At 56.7% G+C, this 18,690-nt stretch carries 14 protein-coding genes and 1 pseudogene; 7 read left to right on the forward strand and 8 right to left on the reverse strand.

Translation table 11 applies throughout. The features are described from left to right. Positions 1-3 precede the first annotated feature (3 nt). Complete coding sequence (locus ACYAC5_RS16310; RefSeq protein WP_110867284.1) at positions 4-618, reverse strand: cupin domain-containing protein; 615 nt, start codon at positions 616-618, stop codon at positions 4-6. 279 nt (positions 619-897) lie between these two features. Then, the gene (locus ACYAC5_RS16315; RefSeq protein WP_280172075.1) at positions 898-1,809 is read right to left on the reverse strand and encodes a flagellar motor protein MotB; all 912 of its coding nucleotides are present in this window, start codon (positions 1,807-1,809) and stop codon (positions 898-900) included. Here ACYAC5_RS16315 and ACYAC5_RS16320 point away from each other — a divergent pair. Together ACYAC5_RS16320 and ACYAC5_RS16325 are read left to right on the forward strand one after the other, a co-directional pair. Continuing rightward, positions 1,784-3,499, forward strand: a pseudogene (locus ACYAC5_RS16320) (flagellar biosynthesis protein FlhA); the annotation flags it as partial. The gene ACYAC5_RS16315 and the pseudogene ACYAC5_RS16320 sit on opposite strands and share 26 nt — an antisense overlap. 224 nt (positions 3,500-3,723) lie before the next feature. Then, positions 3,724-4,206: a YlaC family protein gene (locus tag ACYAC5_RS16325; protein ID WP_101761807.1), complete on the forward strand. Its 483-nt coding sequence runs from the start codon at positions 3,724-3,726 to the stop codon at positions 4,204-4,206. Here ACYAC5_RS16325 and ACYAC5_RS16330 read toward each other — a convergent pair. The 3 genes from ACYAC5_RS16330 to ACYAC5_RS16340 all read right to left on the reverse strand — a co-directional run bounded on the left by ACYAC5_RS16330 (position 4,203) and on the right by ACYAC5_RS16340 (position 10,048). Continuing rightward, a complete protein-coding gene (locus ACYAC5_RS16330; RefSeq protein ID WP_462062025.1) occupies positions 4,203-5,615 on the reverse strand; it encodes an aminotransferase-like domain-containing protein in 1,413 nt (470 codons plus the stop codon). The two genes, ACYAC5_RS16325 and ACYAC5_RS16330, sit on opposite strands and share 4 nt — an antisense overlap. Before the next feature lie 81 nt (positions 5,616-5,696). Continuing rightward, positions 5,697-7,787 carry a putative bifunctional diguanylate cyclase/phosphodiesterase gene (locus tag ACYAC5_RS16335; protein ID WP_192412112.1) on the reverse strand — a complete coding sequence of 697 codons (2,091 nt, stop codon included), beginning with the start codon at positions 7,785-7,787 and terminating at the stop codon, positions 5,697-5,699. 158 nt (positions 7,788-7,945) lie between these two features. Beyond that, the gene (locus ACYAC5_RS16340) at positions 7,946-10,048 is read right to left on the reverse strand and encodes a putative bifunctional diguanylate cyclase/phosphodiesterase (protein WP_192412113.1); all 2,103 of its coding nucleotides are present in this window, start codon (positions 10,046-10,048) and stop codon (positions 7,946-7,948) included. Between the two features lie 548 nt (positions 10,049-10,596). On the opposite strand from ACYAC5_RS16340, the gene ACYAC5_RS16345 reads away from it, so the two are divergent. From ACYAC5_RS16345 to ACYAC5_RS16365, 5 genes are read left to right on the forward strand one after another with little or no spacing between them, the layout of a single operon-like run. After that, complete coding sequence (locus tag ACYAC5_RS16345; protein WP_101761803.1) at positions 10,597-11,166, forward strand: spore coat protein U domain-containing protein; 570 nt, start codon at positions 10,597-10,599, stop codon at positions 11,164-11,166. 23 nt (positions 11,167-11,189) lie between these two features. Next, positions 11,190-11,699 carry a Csu type fimbrial protein gene (locus ACYAC5_RS16350; RefSeq protein WP_192412114.1) on the forward strand — a complete coding sequence of 170 codons (510 nt, stop codon included), beginning with the start codon at positions 11,190-11,192 and terminating at the stop codon, positions 11,697-11,699. A 24-nt stretch (positions 11,700-11,723) separates the two neighbouring features. Beyond that, on the forward strand, positions 11,724-12,422 hold the full coding sequence (locus ACYAC5_RS16355) for a fimbrial biogenesis chaperone (RefSeq protein ID WP_192236538.1): 699 nt from the start codon (positions 11,724-11,726) through the stop codon (positions 12,420-12,422). Continuing rightward, positions 12,422-14,857 (forward strand): fimbria/pilus outer membrane usher protein, encoded by a 2,436-nt coding sequence (locus ACYAC5_RS16360; RefSeq protein WP_462062026.1) that lies wholly within the window; start codon positions 12,422-12,424, stop codon positions 14,855-14,857. The genes ACYAC5_RS16355 and ACYAC5_RS16360 overlap by 1 nt, the downstream gene beginning before the upstream one ends. Further along, complete coding sequence (locus tag ACYAC5_RS16365) at positions 14,854-15,819, forward strand: Csu type fimbrial protein (RefSeq protein ID WP_137386536.1); 966 nt, start codon at positions 14,854-14,856, stop codon at positions 15,817-15,819. Before ACYAC5_RS16360 ends, ACYAC5_RS16365 begins: the two co-directional genes overlap by 4 nt. Before the next feature lie 81 nt (positions 15,820-15,900). Here the strand turns inward: ACYAC5_RS16365 and tcuC are convergent, their stop codons facing one another. The 3 genes from tcuC to exbB form a co-directional block, all read right to left on the reverse strand. Next, positions 15,901-17,247, reverse strand: a complete 1,347-nt coding sequence (gene tcuC, locus ACYAC5_RS16370; RefSeq protein WP_462062027.1) for a tricarballylate/proton symporter TcuC — start codon at positions 17,245-17,247, stop codon at positions 15,901-15,903. A gap of 181 nt (positions 17,248-17,428) precedes the next feature. Next, positions 17,429-17,851 (reverse strand): TonB system transport protein ExbD, encoded by a 423-nt coding sequence (gene exbD, locus ACYAC5_RS16375; protein ID WP_008103349.1) that lies wholly within the window; start codon positions 17,849-17,851, stop codon positions 17,429-17,431. Positions 17,852-17,856: 5 nt separating this feature from the next. Next, the gene (gene exbB, locus ACYAC5_RS16380; RefSeq protein WP_192236537.1) at positions 17,857-18,585 is read right to left on the reverse strand and encodes a tol-pal system-associated acyl-CoA thioesterase; all 729 of its coding nucleotides are present in this window, start codon (positions 18,583-18,585) and stop codon (positions 17,857-17,859) included. Positions 18,586-18,690 lie beyond the last annotated feature (105 nt).

The following is an 18,690-nucleotide window of genomic DNA, read 5'->3' on the forward strand; positions in this document are numbered from 1 at the left end:
ACTTTACTGGTGCATTAACTGCTGCGCGATTGGCAGCCAGATCTCCGTCATCGCGCCTTCGCCACCGGTAAAAGGATCGCGGGATGGCAGCGGCACCTGCTGGATCTTCTCCTTCGACGTACGTAAACGCGACGGCTCATCACGCACGGTTTCCGGGGACATGCCTTCAGGATAGGCGCCAACGGTGAAAAAATCCTCTGAGGCAAACACCTGTTTGTGGCCGACACCCGCCGGGATCAGTACCGCATCGCCTTCACGCAGCGTCACCATGCGACCGCTGTCGCCGCCGAATAGCACTTCCGCCCAGCCAGCCGCAACACCCAGCACTTCATGGGTGTTCGGATGGTAATGCGTATAAGGGAAGATCGGCGCACGCCATGCGGCGGGCCAGCCGTTGCGGGTAAAGGTTTTTTCAAACCAGGCGGCGCTGTCTTCCGTCGGATTTTCATCGTCATACGGCACAATGCCGGGCCAGATGATCAGCGGCAGCGGGCTATTGGGCACGCCGCCCGACGGCAGCGACAGCATCAGATGTTGCGGATTGCTGGAGGATCCAGCGGAAAAGGTGCCGGCGGCGAAAGACATCAGTAACAGCAGGCTGGAGTGGTTGGCAGTCATACTCTTTCTCCGGTTAATCACGATGCTTAATTGTGGCTTACCAAAGTGGCATTGCAATGTGCGCCCACCAACAAAATTCACAAAAAAGAATGATTTAGCTAACTAAAGCCAAATTTATTAGCAACATAATTAACATCTCGTGCGGGTGAATGAGGGTCGCCATAACTGGCGCGCATTTATGCGCACCTGGCCGCAAAGCGGCACGAATTTAAGACAAAAAAAACCGGTGGATTTCGCCACCGGCCGAATCAAAAAAAGCGATTCAAAGGCACTGACAGGTTATCGCAGGCGCTCAGCGATAGGTTTCACAACGTTCTCCCCTTCGCGGCCATAAAACTGGAACAGAGTTTCTGCAGCGGCATCGGTTAACACCAGAATTTCGATGCGGCGATTACGCGCACTCATGGGATCGTCATGATCGCGCGGCATGCGTGACGCCATGGCATTAACCTGCAATACGCGCGCACTCTCCAGCCCGCCACGCTCCAGCGCGCGGCGTGCCGCCAGCGCACGATCGCCAGACAGATTCCAGTTGTTGTAGGCGGCGTTGCCGCTGTACTGCGCGGCATCGGTGTGGCCGCTGATCATGATTTTGTTGTCGATGCGGTTAAACACCGGGCCGAGCTCGGTAAGCAGTTTCTGGAAGAATGGCGTTAGTACCGCGCTACCGCGTGGGAACATCATGCGATCCTGATCGTCCTGAATCAGAATGCGCAGCCCTTGTGGCAAGGTTTCCAGCATCAGGTAATTTTGCGCGTTATAGCTGTTGATCATCCGTTGCAGCTGGTTGTGTAACAACACCAACTCCGCATCCGAGCGTGACAGCACGCTGTCTAAATCTTCCTGTGGCTTGCTGCCGGCGTTCAAACTGATGTCAGCCTTACCTTGGCTGACAGTCGCTGTTTGCGTCGGCGGGGAAATTGCCATGGTTTCGCCGATAATCGCCGATCCGCCGGAGTTCTCAACGTCAAAAGGATTGAAATTGGTGCCATCAAAAACCGACGTGCCGTTCAATTGCGCGACGATCTCTTTACGCTCCTCTTCACTCACCGCGCCCATGATCCACAGCACCATAAACAGCGCCATCATCGCCAACGTGAAGTCCGCAAAGGCCACTTTCCACGCGCCGCCATGATGCGCATGGTGTGCCTTTTTGCCGCCGCGTTTGATGATCAACTTTGTGGTGGTCACTAAAGGTGCCGAACGTATATCTGAAGTTTCGGCGCGCTTTACGCTTGATGCGTTGCCAGGCAAACAGATGGCGATCGATGCCGATCTCAATGCCGGGTTGATCAATCAGGAACAGGCGCGCACGCGTCGCCAGGATGTGGCAAACGAAGCCGACTTCTACGGTGCAATGGATGGCGCGTCCAAATTCGTACGCGGCGACGCCATCGCCGGCATCATGATCCTGCTGATTAACGTGGTTGGCGGTATTTTGATTGGCGTATTCAAATACGGTTTACCGGCAGGACAAGCGTTTGAACAATATGTCCTGCTGACCATCGGTGATGGCTTAGTCGGACAAATTCCTTCACTGCTGCTCTCAACGGCGGCGGCGATTATCGTGACGCGCATCAGCGATGGTGCGGACATGGGCGATGACATCAAGTCTCAGCTGCTGGCTAAGCCAGGTACGCTGTATACCGCTGCGGCCGTGATGTTTGTGCTGGCGGTGGTGCCGGGCATGCCGCATCTGGTGTTCCTGGTATTTACCGGCCTGCTGCTGTTCGCTGCGTGGCGTCAAAGCCAGAAAATCAAAGCGCCGACGCAAGATCATCACGCTATGGAAGCGATCAACCAGGCGCTGACGCAGCCGGACGATCAGCCCGCCATCGGTTGGGACACTATCCCGATGGTTGAGCCGATCGGGCTGAATCTCGGCTACAAGCTGGTGACGCTGGTGGATAAAGGCAAAGGTGCGCCGCTGACGCTGCGTATGCGTGGCGTGCGGCAAGTGGTGTCGGAAACCAGCGGCGTGCTGCTGCCGGAAATTGCGCTGCGCGAAGATTTCCACCTCAAGCCGGCGCAGTACGCGATCAAGATCAATGGCGTGCGCACCGCCGTCGGCGAAGTGCATGCCGATCGTCTGATGGCGATCCCGACGCCGGAACAGTACGGCGAAATCGATGGCGTATTAGATACCGATCCGGCCTACGGCATGGCGGTGACGTGGATTCTGCCCGAGCAGAAAGCCAAAGCGCTGAACCTGGGTTATCAGGTGGTGGATTGCGCCAGCGTGGTGGCCACCCATGTGAATAAAGTGGTGCGCGAGAATCTGCCGGAGCTGTTTAACTACGATGACATCACTCAGCTGCATCAGCGTCTGGCGAATGTGGCGCCTAAGCTGTCGGAAGATGTGAATGCGGCGGTGAACTTCAGCTTGCAGCTGAAGGTGTATCGTCTGCTGCTGAACGATCAGGTGTCGCTGAAAGACATCACCACCATCGCGACGACGTTGCTGGAGAGCGCGGCGATCACCAAAGATCCGATCCTGCTGACTTCCGATGTGCGCTATGCCCTGCGTCGCGCCATGGTGGCGGCGATTGCGCCGGACAACAAACCGCTGTCGGCTTATACGCTGGAAAACAGCCTGGAGAATCTGCTGCTGGCGGCGCTGAATCAGGCACAGCAAGCCGGCAAAGTGGCGCTGGATAGCTTCCCGGTTGATCCGAATATCCTGACGCAGCTGCAGAGCACGCTGCCGGTGATGGTGGAGCAGTTGAAAGCGCAGAACCTGACGCAGGTGCTGCTGGTAACACCGCAATTGCGCCCGCTGATTGCGCGCTACGCCCGTCTGTTTGCCAATGGGTTGAATGTGTTGTCGTACAACGAAGTGCCCGATGATGCGAATTTGCAGATTGTGGGTCAGGTTTCTTGATTTATTACTCTGCGGCTTGATGCCCTCACCCCGGCCCTTTCCCACAAGTAGAAAGGGTAGTTAGAACGGGCTCAATCGGTTCCCTCGCCCGCTTGCGGGAGAGGGTTAGGGTGAGGGAAACACCGGCCCCTCGCAACTGTTATAAAAAAACACAGCGAATCTGTCTCTAATTCGCTTCACTGTTATGTGCTTTACTGGCAGGCAGTGATAATTAGAGGTGAACAATGGACGCGATCAAACAAATCCTGCTCGACGAAATCGCCACGCTGAACCGCGAAGGACAGCGTGATAATTTGCCGCGCTTTAGCTTTTCCTTCCTCAAAACCCATCCGGGGCTCTGGGCCATCATGTATCTGTGCTACGCGCTGTGCGTGGCGCTGATCTTTTCAACCGACATGCTCGGCTGGCCAGCGTTCTGGTTTGCCACGGTGTTTGTGGTGGTGATGAGCGTGCTGATGCTGATGGATATCAACCCGAAATATCGCTTCGAAGATATCGACACGCTGGATTTGCGCGTTTGTTACAACGGCGAATGGTATTACGTGCAGCCGGTTTCTCAACAAGCGCTGGATAAGATTCTCGATAACCCCCACACGCCGGAGCGCGTACGCAGCGGCATTGATCGCCTGATGAAGCAGAAAGGTGAAGTGGATTTCTACGACGTTTACTATCTCACCTGGGGCCACCAGCAGGCGGCCCAGGTTTAACCGTTTAGCGTGCCAATCAGTTTTCCCAACGTCTCTACCGCCGCCTCGGCCCGTGCATCCCACGGCCAGGCGGTGTTGAAGCGGAAACAGTGGCTGAAGCCTTCGCTGCTGGAAAACAGCTGGCCGGGCGCGATGCTGATGCCCTGCTGCAAGGCCAAATGATACAGCTCAGTGGTATTGATCTGCACTGGCAGCGCAACCCAGAGAAAATAACCGCCCGGCGTATCGCTGATACTGGCATCGGCCGGCAACACACGGCGCAGCGCCTGTTGCGCCAGCTGCTTACGTTTAGCCAGTGTCTGCCTTAGCTTCTTTAAATGCGTGTCGTAGCTGCGCGTGCTGAGGAAATCGGCCAGTGCCAGCTGCATCGGCGCGCTGGTCGAGAGCGTGCTCATCAACTGAATACGCTGCACGCGCTGCGCATGACGTCCGGCCGCCACCCAACCGACACGAAATCCCGCCACCAGATTCTTCGAGAAACTGCCGCAGTGCAGCACGTTGCCATCAAGATCAAAAGCTTTAGCCGGCAGCGGTTTGTCCTGGCCTTCATACAGATCGCCGTACACATCGTCTTCAATCATCGCCACGTTGAAGCGCGCCAGCAGTTCCACCAACTGCTGCTTGCGCTCGGCGCTCAGGGTAAAGCCGAGCGGATTTTGCCGGTTGGTCATCAGCCAGCAGGCTTTCACCGGCCAGCGCTGCAAGGCCTGCTCCAGCTCATCCAGATCCATGCCGTGTTCGACATCGCTGGCGATGGCAATCGCGTTCAGCTTCAGGCGTTCAATCGCCTGTAGCGCACCATAAAACGATGGGTTTTCGAGGATCACCCAATCACCGGGTTCGGTGACGGCTTGCAGGCTGAGGTTGAGCGCTTCCATTGCGCCATTGGTAATGACGATGTCATCCGGCGACAGCGTGATGCCCTGCTGTGCGTAGCGCTGGGCGAGAATTTTGCGCAGCGCTTCATTGCCTGGCGGCAGGTTGTTGAGCGCATCGGTGGGCTTTAAGTTGTGTGAGACTTTTACCAGCGAGCGCATCAGCTGGCGCTGCGGGAAGAGTTCGGGATCGGGAAAGGCTGAGCCAAACGGCATGATGGCGGGATTGCGCGTGGCTTGCAGCACGTCGAACACGAAGCTGTTGGTATCCGCCTGATCGGTTTTGCCGATCTCTTGCGTGGGCAGTCGCGGACGGCTTTCGGCGGCGCGCGGCGCCACGTAATAGCCGGATTGCGGCTTTGAGACGATCCAGCCCTGACTCTCCAGCACTTCATAGGCGTGCATCACCGTCATCAGGCTCAACCCGCTCTGCTCCGCCTGCTGGCGTAGCGACGGCAGTTTTTCGCCCGGCGGCCAGATGCGCGCCTCGATTTGCGTGCGAAGCTGCTCGACCAACTGCTGATATTTCGCCACCCGAACTCCGATGTAGAGGATTTGGCGGCTAGTTTCCCTCACCCTAACCCTCTCCCGCAAGCGGGAGAGGGAATGAAGGCGTTAAGGCACCTGCTCCAGCGCTAACTCTTCTTGATAAAAATTCGGCAACTCGCCAATGCGTTCCGGCGGCACCGGTTTACCCAGTAAATAGCCCTGCAAGGTATCGCAGCCTAAACCGGTGAGGAACGCCTGTTGATCCTGGGTTTCTACCCCTTCGGCGACCACTTTCAGATGCAACGACTGCGCCAGCGCGACAATGGCGGAGACGATGGTGGCATCTTCCGAATGCGCCTGCAGTTCATTAACAAAAGCGCGATCGATTTTCAGCTCGCTGGCCGGTAACCGCTTGAGATACAACAAGCTGGAGTAGCCGGTGCCGAAATCATCAATCGAGGCTTTTACGCCCATGTTGGTGAGTTCGGTGAGGATACGCACGCTCTCTTCCGGATCGCGCATCGCCGTGGTTTCGGTCACTTCCAGCGTCAAAAGTTCAGCCGGAATCTGGTGCTGCGTCAGCGCCTCGGTAACGGTTTCCACCAGATTGCTTTGCTCAAATTGTACAGCCGACAAATTGACCGCCACCGACCAGTGCGGATGACCCTGCAGATGCCAGGCACGCAGCTGGCGACAGGCTTCGTTGATCACCCAATTGCCGATGTTAATGATCATGCCGGTCTTTTCCGCCATCGGCAGAAAGGCGTCCGGTGCCAGTAAACCGCGTGAAGGATGCTGCCAGCGCAGCAGCGCTTCAAAGCCAAGGATCGGGCCGCTCGGCGCGCAATATTTTGGCTGATAGAACAGGCGTAACTCTTCGTTATCCAGCGCTTGCCACAGATCGTTGTTCAGCTGCAATTGCGACTGCGCCAGTGTGTTCATTGACGGCTGGAAGAAGGTGTAACCGTTGCGGCCGTTGTTCTTGGTGTGATACATGGCGGCATCGGCGTTGAACATCAGCTCGCGATCATCTTTGCCGTCACCAGGGTAAACCGCAATTCCAATACTCAGCGACACCACCAGCTCATAGCGCGAGATATCGAATGGGCGATCCACCGCTTTTACCAGCGTATCAGCAACCGCTGCGGCATCATTGGGTTCATCAATTTCCAGCAGCAGCACAAACTCGTCGCCGCCCATGCGCGCCAGCGTGTAGTGCCCTTTCATCTGTTCGGTCATGCGCTCGGTCACGCCAATCAGCAGGTTGTCGCCCACGTGATGGCCAAAAGCGTCATTTACCGCTTTGAATCCATCCAGATCCATAAACATCAGCGCAAACTGCGTTTTCTCACGGTTGGCTTTATTGAGGGCTTGCTCCAGACGATCTTCCAACAAAATACGGTTGGGCAGACGCGTCAGGTTATCGTGTAGCGCCAGCTGTGCCAGCTCACGGTTGGCTTCCGCCAGCGAGTGGGCAAGGATCGAGGTGCGCGCTTGCAGACGTGCATCGAGCATTGAGACCAGCAAAGTAATGCCGAGGATCGCTAGCGTCACCACCGTCACCACCACCGCCAGCCAGTTGCTGTTTACGCCCATGTGCGTCGCATGGCTGTGCATCGGGAAATTGGCCGCCGCCATGCCGGTGTAGTGCATGCCGGCAATCGCACAGCCCATCACCACGGAGGCGCCTAACCGCAGCGCGGTGACGCGGCCGTGACCTTCGCGCAGGTTAAACGCCAGCCAGAGCGCGGCGCCTGAGGCCACCAGCGCAATCGCCACCGATGCCGCCACCCAACCCCAATTCCAGGTGATGCCGGGCGTAAACATCAGCGCCGCCATGCCGGTGTAGTGCATGGCGACCACGCCGGAACCCAGCACCACAGCGCCTCCACACAGTCGCAGCCACGGCAAAGTGGGCGTTGAGCACACCAGCCACAGCGCAAAAACCGAGGCTAATACCGCCACCACCATGGAGGTGACGGTCAGCGTGGGATCATAGCTCATGACCATATCGAGGCTCATCGACAGCATGCCAATGAAGTGCATCGCCCAGATGCCCACGCCCATAGCGAATCCACCGCCGAATAACCAAACCAGCGCCACCTTGCCAGTTGAGGAAGCCACGCGCCCTGCCATATCAAGCGCAGTAAACGAGGCCAGCATCGCTACCAGAATCGAGACGATGACGGTAAACGAATCGTACGAAGTCACTAACATAGTGATTTCCCAAGTAAAAGCCGGTGTAAGTCAGCTGTGGTGTTGTTGTTAAAAAAGTGCGGTCTATTGGTTTTATTGTAGGAATTATCGGCAGCGTAACTGCCGATATGAGTTTTTGAACGATGAAACCTTCCGATGGGGAAGAAACTAAAAATTGTTTATTGCGCGCCCGCCAGCGGCACCACGTTATCGCTAAAGGCCAGCGGCACCGCAAGCGCAGCGGTAAATTCACCGATGCGATCGGCTGGCGTGGGCTTGCCGAGCAGATAACCTTGCAGCGTGTCGAAGCCTAACCCGGTGAGCAAACGCTGTTGCTCCTCGGTTTCGACCCCTTCCGCCACCATGCGCAGGTTAAGCGTTTGTGCCAGCGTCAACATCGCAGTGACCACCGTGGCGTCTTCGCTGCCGGCGCGCAAACTGTTGATAAAGGCGCGGTCGATTTTCAACTCGCTAGCTTCAAGGTGTTTCAAGTGCAGCAAGTTGGCGTAGCCGATGCCGAAGTTATCAATCGCCACTTTCACCCCAAGACAATGCAGTTCGGCAATGCGCTGCTGGCTGAACTGCGGATCGCGCATCGCGATATTCTCGGTAATTTCCAGCATCAACGCCCCGTCAGGGATTTGATGGCGCTGCAATGCCTGGCGCACGCTCTCAATCAAATCACGCTGCTGGAACTGCAGAGCCGAGAGGTTGACCGATACCGTCCAGTCGCCGTTACCTTCATCGTGCCACTGCTTCAGCTGGCGGCAGGCTTCATTGATCACCCAGTTACCCAGCGCGACAATTTGCCCGGTTTTCTCGGCGCGCGCCAGGAACATATCGGGCATCAGCAGGCCACGACGCGGATGCTGCCAGCGCAGCAGCGCCTCGAAGCCCATCAATACGGTGCCACCCGCGCGGAATTTTGGCTGATAGAACAGGCGCATCTCCTGATACTCCAGCGCGTTCCACAGATCGTTAGCCAGCGCCAACTGATGCTGCGCCACCGCGCTCATCGCCGGTTCAAACAGGCACCAGCCGTTACGCCCGCTGTGTTTGGTGTGATACATGGCGGAGTCGGCGTTGAACATCAGCTCCTGCTGGCTGCGACCATGCAGCGGGAAGATAACGATACCGACGCTGAGCGAGACGCGCAGCGAATAGCGATCAAGTTCGAAAGGCGCATCAATGATTTGAACCAAACGCTGCGCCAGTTTGGTGGCCTGATGCAGATGAAATTGCGGGCACAGTATGACGAATTCATCGCCGCCCAGACGCGCCAAAAGAATCTCCTCACTCAGTTCATCGCGCAAACGATCGGCTACCGCGATCAGCAAGCGGTCGCCAACGTGATGGCCCCATGTGTCGTTAATGGCTTTGAAACCATCGAGATCCATGAACATCAGCGCGAAGTTTTCATCCTGCAGCGTCGCCTGCTTGATCGCCGTGGTGAGTTGCTGCTCCAGCATCACGCGATTTGGCAGCGCGGTGAGGTTGTCATGCATCGCCAGCTGGCGCAGCTCGCTGTTGGCGCGCTTGAGTTTGGCAGCGAGACGCGCGGCACGCAGTTGCGCATCCAGCATCGAGATCAGTAACATCAGCCCCAGAATGCTCAGCGTGATAATCGTGACCCACACCGCCATTCCCTCTTCGCTGGCGCCGTGGTGTTGCATGCTCACCGGCATAACGAATTCTGCTGCCGCCATGCCGGTGTAATGCATGCCGGCAATCGCAATGCCCATCACCAGTGCTGCACAGGCGCGCAGCAGCAGCAGGCTTTCGCCCTGGCGCAGATGAAACGCCAGCCATAACGCCGCACCTGATGCTGCGTAGGCAATCAGCACCGAAAGCGTCACCAGCGGCAGATTCCAGTAAATCGGGGTGGCAATCATCAACGCGTTCATGCCGAGGTAGTGCATGACAATGATGCCGCTTCCCATGATTAAGGTGCCGCGAATTAAGCGGCGTCGGGTGAGATGACTGCCCTGCACGCCCTGCGCAAAGGCGAAGATGGCGCTGATAATCGCCACCAGCAATGAGATGGCGGTCAGCTCGACGTTGTAGCGCATGGTCATTGGCATCATCATCGCCAGCATGCCAATAAAGTGCATTGCCCACACGCCGATGCCCATCGCGGTGCCCCCGCCGATCAACCACAGTGTTGCCAGATAACCGCGTGAAACGGCCACGCGCCCGGCGGTATCTAAGGCGGTGAACGCGGCAATGAAGGCCACGATCAGTGAAACGGTAACCAGAACGCTATCCCAGGTAACCAGCAGCATGTGCGCTCCTAAACTCTACCCGCTGCGGAGCGGGTGCGGTGTCGTCAAAACAAAACAAGAATGATAAAGCGCCGATCAAGGGCGATTAATGTCCCCCTGCGGCGCAGTTCAATACAGAACTGGTCCAGAAAAATCTGGAGTTGTCGTGCGGATTTTTTTTATTTTCATCGTCAGTCGTTAAGCGAAAAATTAATAATATCTGATTAATGCACGAACATAACATTGAACCGAAGCGCGCGGTAGAGGGTGAAATCATCGTCTATTTAGTTTTTTTAACCGCTCGCTACCCCTTGTGATTACTGAGTTATCGGCGAAAAGTGTGAATTGATTAGGGAAAAATTGAACCATCTGCATACAGGGGCCAATTTGCTGATCTATAGTAAAGAAAACTGATATAAATCATTAATCCGCCATCCAGGAATTTTCTTAGGCGGCAGGCGCTTACGCTGTCGAGTCCATTGCGGCTCTTGTTTGATTTCGGATGTATTTCCATAAATGTATGACCAGGTGAAAAAGCACTGACCTTGGATAATCAGTAAGGAATGATTATGAAACTCAAGCTTTTTCTTGTGGCGTCTAGCCTAAGCGCCGCACTGGCACCTCATGCTGTTTTTGCCGCCACCACAACGGGAACCATCAATGCGACGTTGACGCTGACCACCGGTTGTTTGGTGAACGGTCAATCGGCCACGGCGGGAGTGAACTTCGGTACCCTGAACTTTGGTAGCAGCGCAGCCACTTTTGATACGCTCAATGCCACCCTGGTTGGCGCAGCAGGTAACGGCATCTTTGTTCGCTGCACCACCGGACAAACTTTCAACGTGCAGGTCACCAGCAGCAACGCTGCACCGGCGACCGTTTACGGTACGGTGAGTGGCCAGCCACGCTACCTGATCCTCGGCTCCAACAATACGCAAGGCATTGCCTATACGCTGTATAGCGACGCCGCATTCACTACCGCCATCGCCAACAACACCAATATCGCTGCCAGTGGTACCACCGATCCTACACTCGGGACCAACTACGCCATCTATGGTCAGGTTGTGGGCGGCGGGTTTAACCCCTTGATTCCGGCAGGGACCTACACCGACACCATCAACGTGGCGGTGAATTACTGAGGGAAAGGATAATCAGGGAGGCCGTGGTGCAACGGTGGGTGCACAGTGCAGGCGGCCTTGCCCTGCTGATAGGGAGCGTCTCCGCCTGGGGGTTGCCGACCGCAACGTTTCAGGTTTCAGCATCAGTAGTGGCAGGCTGTGTTGTCTCCGGAACCAATACCGGGGTATTTGGCACGCTTAATTTTGGTACCCAATCTGGCGTGGCCGCGAGCAGCGTCAGCGCCAGCTATGTACAAAGCACCACCATCACGCTCGCCTGCACGCCAGGCACCGCCGTGAGTATGAGCATCAACGGCGGCAGTCATTACACCTCCACGCGCAATCTCAAACACACCAGTAACACCAATACCGTGGCGTACAGCCTGTATACCAATGCGGCACACACCACGGCTATTCCGGTGAATAGCCCAATGGCGCTGAGCTACAGCAATGCCAACAACATCACGTTGCCGATTTACGGCTTATTAACGCTGCCCGGCCCCACGCGCGCCGGGACCTATACCGACACTTTAACCGTCACGCTGAGTTGGTGATGGCGTCACTTAAAAGGAGGAATGATGATTAACCTGCGCGCCCTGATCCTGTTGTTATTTGTGGCCCTAACGCCTGCGGTGCATGCCGCCAATTCGCTGATGGTGTGGCCGATCGATCCGGCGATTGATCCGGAAGATAAAGCCAGCGAGCTGTGGCTGGAGAATCGCGGCAATGCCACCACCATGATGCAGGTGCGCATCTTCAGCTGGCAGCAGGTTAACGGCCAGGAGCAGTATCAAACCCAGCAGCAAGTGGTGGCGAGCCCGCCGATGGTGCGCCTCGAGCCAGGACAGAAGCAGCTGGTGCGTTTAATTAAGCAAACGCCACCTGAAGCCGGACGTGAAGTGGCCTTTCGCGTGGTGCTGGATGAGATCCCTACGCCGCGTACGCCAGGCGAAAATCAGGCCGGACTCACTTTCCAGATGCGCTATTCGGTGCCGCTGTTCATCTACGGCAGCGGCGTGACGCGCGACACGGCAAAACCGCAGCTGAGCTGGCAGGAAGTGAACAGCGGCGGCAAACGCTGGCTGGAGCTGACTAATCGCGGTAATGGCCACGCGCGCTTAAGTAACGTCACCATTGGCGGACGCAAAATGGGCAACGGCTTGTTTGGCTATGTGCTGGCCAACAGCAGCCATCGCTGGCCGTTAACCCGCAGCGTGAGCGGTGAGCTGTCGGCCGAAATGAATAAAGGTCACTGGAGCAGCGCGGCCGCGCGTTGATGAAGTTTACGCCGCATCCCTGCGCGCTGGCCGTCGCCAGCGTGCTTTGTATCAGTCCGATGAGTAGCAGCGCGGAGACCTTCTCCGAACTGCCACCGCCGCCTGCGCTGGAGAATAACGCCAGCGGTCAGCAATACATGCTGGAACTGGTGGTGAATCAGGGCGAACGTGGCGACATCGTGCCGGTTGAACGTAAGAATGGTGATTTCTGGTTGCGACGCGGCGATTTGCAACGCGCCGGTATTCCGGCCGAGAAACTGCAAGGCCAGCAGATCGATGTCAATCAACTCAACGGAGCGAAAGTGGAGTATGACGAACGACGCCAGCGCCTGTTATTGACGGTGCCACCGGCCTGGCTGCCGGGTCAAACCATTGGCCAGTTACAGCATGCACCGCGCTTTCCCGGTCGCGCCAGCAATGGCGCGCTGCTCAACTATGACTTTTACGCCACCCGTACCGATAACGCCGGTTCGCGCCTCTCCAGCTGGAACGAACTGCGCTTGTTTGGCCCGGCTGGTCAGTTTTCTACCAACGGCGTTTACGTGCAGCAACTGGAAGGTGGCGTTGCCGGTCAGCAGGAAGGCTATATCCGCTACGATACGTGGTTCAGTAATGAAAACGAGAACGCAGCAATCAGCTGGCGCGCCGGGGATTTGGTTACTGATGCGCTGAGCTGGAGCAACAGCGTGCGGCTGGGTGGCGTGCAGATTGGCCGCGACTTCAGCGTACGGCCGGATCTGGTGACCTATCCGCTGCCCGCCTTTTCCGGCCAGGCGGCGGTGCCCTCTTCGGTCGATCTGTTTATCAACGGCTATCGCAGCACCCAGGCCGACGTGCAACCGGGCCCATGGTCGCTTACCAACGTCCCTTTCGTTAACGGCGCCGGCGATGCGGTGATCACCACCACCGATGCGGTGGGCCGACAAGTCACCACCACACTGCCGTTTTACGTCTCCAGCAGCTTGCTGAAAACCGGGTTATCCGATTATTCATTCTCCGCCGGTGCCATTCGCGAAAACTACGGCATCAACAATTTTGATTACGGTGCGGCGGCAGCCAGCGGCTCCTATCGCTACGGGCTGAACGACTGGCTGACGCTGGAGAGCCATGCGGAAGGCAGCGACAGCGTGGCGATGGGCGGCGCGGGTGGATTGCTGAAACTGGGCAGTTTTGGCGTGGTGAATGGCGCGCTGGCGCAGAGCCAGATGGACGGTAATCCCGGCACGCAATACAGCTGGGGCTATCAGTACAACAATAGTTGGTTCAGCCTGGGAACCCAGCACATCATTCGTAGCGTCGATTTCGGGAATCTCGCGCTGGTCGGCAGCCGTGGCGATAGCGCGAACACCAGTTACTCGCTGGCACGACGCAGCGCGCAATACACCGCCAGCGTGTCGCTGAGTGACTACGGCAGTCTTGGCCTGGCTTATTTTGATATCTCCGGCGGCAACGGTGACCGTACGCGTTTACTGAATCTGTCGTGGAGTAAAAATCTGTGGGGCAACAGCAGCCTGTATATCTCCGCCAGCCGCGATCAGGATCAGGGCAACTGGAGCGGCGCCATTTCGCTAATCATCCCGTTCGGCGAACAGAGCAGCGCCTCGGTAAGTACGGAACGCGATCAGGAGGGCAATAACAGCCAGCGTCTGTATGTGTCGCGCGCGATGCCAACCGACGGTGGCTTCTCCTGGGATGCGGCCTGGGCTAATCAGGGCAGCGACAGCGGCGATTATCGCCAGGGCAGCCTGCGTTATCGCAATAACAAAATTGATACCTCAGCCGGTTTCTACGGCGATAACGACAACACCACGCAATGGGCCGATTTTACCGGCTCGGTGGTATTGATGGATAACCGCGTGTTCGCTGCCAACGACATTAACGATGCCTTCGTAGTAGTGAAAACCGATTATCCGGATGTCACGGTGCGTTATGAGAACCAGACCATGGGCCGCACCGATAAACAAGGCTATCTGCTGGTGCCATCGATCAGCAGCTATTACGGCGCCAAATACGACATCGATACGCTGGACCTGCCCGCCGATCGCACTGCGCCGAAAGTTGAACAGCGCTTAGCGGTGAAGCGTAAGAGCGGCTATCTGCTCAACTTCCCAGTGGAGCGTCTGCGCGCCGCCAGCGTGGTACTGCATGACAGCAATCATCAGCCGCTGCCGATTTCCAGCCAGGTGTTACGTCCGAATCAGGCCACCGAATATGTCGGCTGGGACGGCATTGTGTGGATGGAAGATCTCGGTGCCAATAACCCGATTCACGTGGTGACGCCGGATGGACGCAGCTGCGATACGCAACTGGCTATCGCCGACGGCCAGCCAAAAGCGCTGGAAACTTACGGACCGCTTACCTGCCCGCTGCCACCGCCACCGCAAGGCTCTGGGGTGAGCAACGCGGATAATTCACCGTCAGGGATTTCACCATGAGAAAGCTTCTGCTCCTGCTGGCGCTGTTTTTACTGCCGGGCACCAGCTATGCGTTGTGTAGCTTATCGGCCCCCGCCGCCACGTTCGGATCGGTTACCACGTTTTCCGTCGCTTCAACGGTGAATAACACCTCAAGCACCACTAACGTCAACTGCGGTTCGGGTACGCTTTCGCTGCTGGGCTCCGATAACATTACCTACGCTTTTACCACCGCCTCAAACCTCAGCGGCACGCGCGCCGTGTTGAAAACCGCCAGCGGCGGCACCGATAACATTCCGATTCAGCTGTGTATCGACAGCGCCTGCGCCACCGAATTACAGCAGGGCGGCAGCTATCGCTGGAGTTCCGCCTCGCTGCTGGCGTTGGGAAACACCCTTAACTTCAATATTCCGCTCTACTTCCGCACCGTACCCGGCCAGGTGATCGCCGCCGGCACCTATACCACCACCATTACCATTACCGTGAGTTATACGGTGTGCGCCGGGTTAAACGTGGGAGGATTGTGTGTGGGAACGGTACAGAGCAGCACGGGTACGGCGATGCCGATTACCGTGAATCTGGTGGTGACCAACGATTGCACCACCATCACTGCGCCCAACGTCAGTTTTGGCAGCGCGCCTTTGGTGGGCAGTTTCTCAACGGTGCAGCAGACGATTAACGTGGTGTGTTCGAAGGGCAGCACTTATACCGTGGGCTTGAGCAACGGCAGTTACTACAGCGGCACCACTCGGCAGATGGCGAGCGGAACTAACCGGCTGGCGTATGACATCTACAAAGGCACCACTACCACATCGCGCTGGGGACCGACCGGCACCGATCGCTGGAGCAGCACCACCTCGACATCGTTGAATGCGGATACCGTGACGCGCAACTTTACCTATACGGCGCAGATTTTGACCACGCAGAATACGCCCGCGGCGGGGAATTATACCGATAGCGTGGTGGTGGATGTGTCGTTTTAGCGGGGTGCGCGCTGTCCCTCATCCCAGCCTTCTCCCGCAGGCGGGAGAAGGGGCTGATCGAGAGGTTTGTGAGTTAAGTTTTTACCTAAACATTCCCTCTCCCGCTTGCGGGAGAGGGTTAGGGTGAGGGGAACGGTGTTGCGCTTGATACTGCTTCACCATGCGGCCAATCAGCAGCGTACCGACCAATCCGCACACCGCCGCAAAAGAGAGCCACACGCCCGACATCGCTTTATCGCCTGTCGCATGAATCAGATAGCTCGACACCGCTGGCGTAAAACCGCCAAATAGCGCGGTTGCCAGGCTGTAGGCCAGTGAGAAACCCGAAGCGCGCACTTCTGCCGGCATGATCTCAGCCAGATACACCACCATCGCGCCGTTATAACTGGCATACAGGAACGACAGCCACAGCTCGGCCTCAACCAGATGGGAGAAGGTCGGCGCTCCCACCAGCCAATGCAGCACCGGCCAGGTAGTTAAAATCATCAAGAGGGTGCAGACAATCAGCAGCGGACGACGACCGATGCGATCCGACAGCGAACCCATCACCGGCAGCCAAAACAGGTTGGAGATGCCGACAAACAGCGTCACCAGGAAGCTCTGTTTGTCACTCATCATCAGCACGGTTTTGCCGAACGTCGGGGTAAAGGCGGTAATCATGTAGAACATCACGGTGGTGGTCACCACCATCAACATGCCTGCCAGCACCAGCGCCCAGTTCTGCCCGACCGAACGCATAATCTGACGCATTGAAGGATGATGTTTACGCTGGCTGAAAGCTTCGGTCTCTTCCAGCATGCGGCGGATATAGAACAGGAACGGCACGATCATACATCCCACCACAAACGGAATACGCCAGCCCCATTCGGTGACGGCGTCTTTCGCCAGCAGATGGTTCAGGCCCAAACCGAGCAGCGCGGCGAAGATCACCGCAACCTGCTGGCTGCCCGATTGCCAACTGACATAGAAGCCTTTGCGCCCTTTCGGCGCCACTTCCGCCAGATACACCGAGACGCCGCCCAGCTCAACGCCCGCCGAGAAGCCCTGCAATAAACGACCGAGCAGAATCAGGATCGGTGCGGCGGCACCGAGCGTGGCGTATCCGGGCACCAGCGCGATGGTTAAGGTCCCAATCGCCATCAAGCCGAGCGTTAACAGCAAGCCTTTACGACGGCCATGATGGTCGATGTAAGCGCCAAGAATAATCGCGCCGAGCGGGCGCATCAGGAAGCCTGCGCCGAAGGTCATCAGCGTGAGCATTAGAGAGGCAAAGGGATCATCGCCGGGGAAAAAGGTTTTGGCGATCGCCGTGGCGTAATAGCCAAACACCATGAAATCGTACATCTCAAGGAAGTTACCGCTGGTAACGCTAAAGATGGTTTTGGCACCGCTTTGCGGCGACTTTTGTAAAGAGTGACTCGCGCTCATATTGTCCTTCCTGGTTTTTCTTCCGTTGTAGCGTGCCGGGACAGGAATAAACGTGATCTTCTTCACCATTGCAGTTTACAAAAATACGACCAATAGTAACAATAAATTAACAAATTGCGTGCAGGCATTAAAAAAGGCCGCTGCGGGAGCGACCTTTACGGCAAGGTTAAGTGGAGTGACGTTACTTCTTCACCGTTTCCATGCCCATCAAACCAATCTTCAGATAACCGGCTTCACGCAGCTGATCCATCACTTCCATTAGGGTGGCGTAATCCACCGATTTATCCGCCTGGAAGAAGATGGTGGTGTCTTTCTTGCCTTCGGTTTGTGCCGTCAGCGCATTCACCAGCGTCTCTTTGGTGACCGCATCGTTTCCGATGAAGATCTGCTTATCTTCCTTGATGGAGAGATAAACCGGTTTTTCCGGACGCGGCTGCGGCGCGCTGGTCGATGCTGGCAGGTTAACGCGCACATCGACGGTAGCTAATGGCGCGGCGACCATAAAGATGATCAGCAGAACTAACATGACGTCGATAAACGGCGTCACGTTGATTTCGTGCATTTCGCCATCGCCGACCGAGTCATCGTTTAAACGCATCGCCATAATACTTATCCTACGCGCAGTTTCTGTGCCGCCGCTGGACGGTTGGCTTCTTTCGCGGTATCAACGTTGCCGAGATCCAGATCGCGGCTCTGCAGCAACATCACCTGCGCGGCGACATCGCCCAGCGACGCTTTGTAGCTGGCAATCATACGCGCGAAGACGTTGTAGATAACCACGGCGGGGATTGCCGCCACCAAACCAATCGCGGTAGCCAGCAGCGCTTCGGCGATGCCCGGCGCGACGACTGCGAGGTTAGTGGTTTGCGTTTTCGCTATGCCGATGAAGCTGTTCATGATGCCCCAAACGGTACCGAACAGACCGATAAACGGCGCAACGGAACCGATGGTGGCGAGGAATCCATTACCGCGACCGGCATGACGGCTAAATGCAGCCACGCGGCGTTCGAGACGGAAGCTGGTGCGCTCTTTGATGCCATCCAGATCTTCAGTACCAGCGGAGAGCTCCAGCTCATTCTGCGCGTCGTTAAGCAGCACAGCGCTGTGGCTGTTACTTTTGAAGTTTTCAGCAGCACGGTAAGCATCGTTTAATGAGCGGGCTTCGCCCAGCGCTTGCTGCTCGCGTTTCAGGCGACGTTTTGCCCCGCTCAGCTCAGCAAACTTACCGAAGAAAATTGCCCAGGTGACAACCGAAGCCAGTAACAGGCCAATCATCACAATCTTTACCACGATATCGGCATGCTGATACATGCCCCAAACGGAAAGATCCGTTTGCATCAAATCACTGGCTACCACGCTGCATCTCCAACTTCTGTTGCACAGTTCACGATTGAAGCGCGGATCATAGCAAAAAACACCACCGAAGTGATAGTGGTTCTCATT

This window comes from Pantoea sp. y20 (assembly GCF_054903455.1).

Excerpts from the sequence above, each read along its gene's own strand:
- ACYAC5_RS16310 (WP_110867284.1), bottom strand. The coding sequence starts at position 618 with ATGACTGCCAACCACTCCAGCCTGCTGTTACTGATGTCTTTCGCCGCC.
- ACYAC5_RS16325 (WP_101761807.1), top strand. The coding sequence starts at position 3,724 with ATGGACGCGATCAAACAAATCCTGCTCGACGAAATCGCCACGCTGAAC.
- ACYAC5_RS16335 (WP_192412112.1), bottom strand. The coding sequence starts at position 7,787 with ATGTTAGTGACTTCGTACGATTCGTTTACCGTCATCGTCTCGATTCTG.
- ACYAC5_RS16340 (WP_192412113.1), bottom strand. The coding sequence starts at position 10,048 with ATGCTGCTGGTTACCTGGGATAGCGTTCTGGTTACCGTTTCACTGATC.
- ACYAC5_RS16345 (WP_101761803.1), top strand. The coding sequence starts at position 10,597 with ATGAAACTCAAGCTTTTTCTTGTGGCGTCTAGCCTAAGCGCCGCACTG.
- ACYAC5_RS16355 (WP_192236538.1), top strand. The coding sequence starts at position 11,724 with ATGATTAACCTGCGCGCCCTGATCCTGTTGTTATTTGTGGCCCTAACG.
- ACYAC5_RS16360 (WP_462062026.1), top strand. The coding sequence starts at position 12,422 with ATGAAGTTTACGCCGCATCCCTGCGCGCTGGCCGTCGCCAGCGTGCTT.
- ACYAC5_RS16365 (WP_137386536.1), top strand. The coding sequence starts at position 14,854 with ATGAGAAAGCTTCTGCTCCTGCTGGCGCTGTTTTTACTGCCGGGCACC.
- tcuC (WP_462062027.1), bottom strand. The coding sequence starts at position 17,247 with ATGAGCGCGAGTCACTCTTTACAAAAGTCGCCGCAAAGCGGTGCCAAA.
- exbD (WP_008103349.1), bottom strand. The coding sequence starts at position 17,851 with ATGGCGATGCGTTTAAACGATGACTCGGTCGGCGATGGCGAAATGCAC.
- exbB (WP_192236537.1), bottom strand. The coding sequence starts at position 18,585 with ATGCAAACGGATCTTTCCGTTTGGGGCATGTATCAGCATGCCGATATC.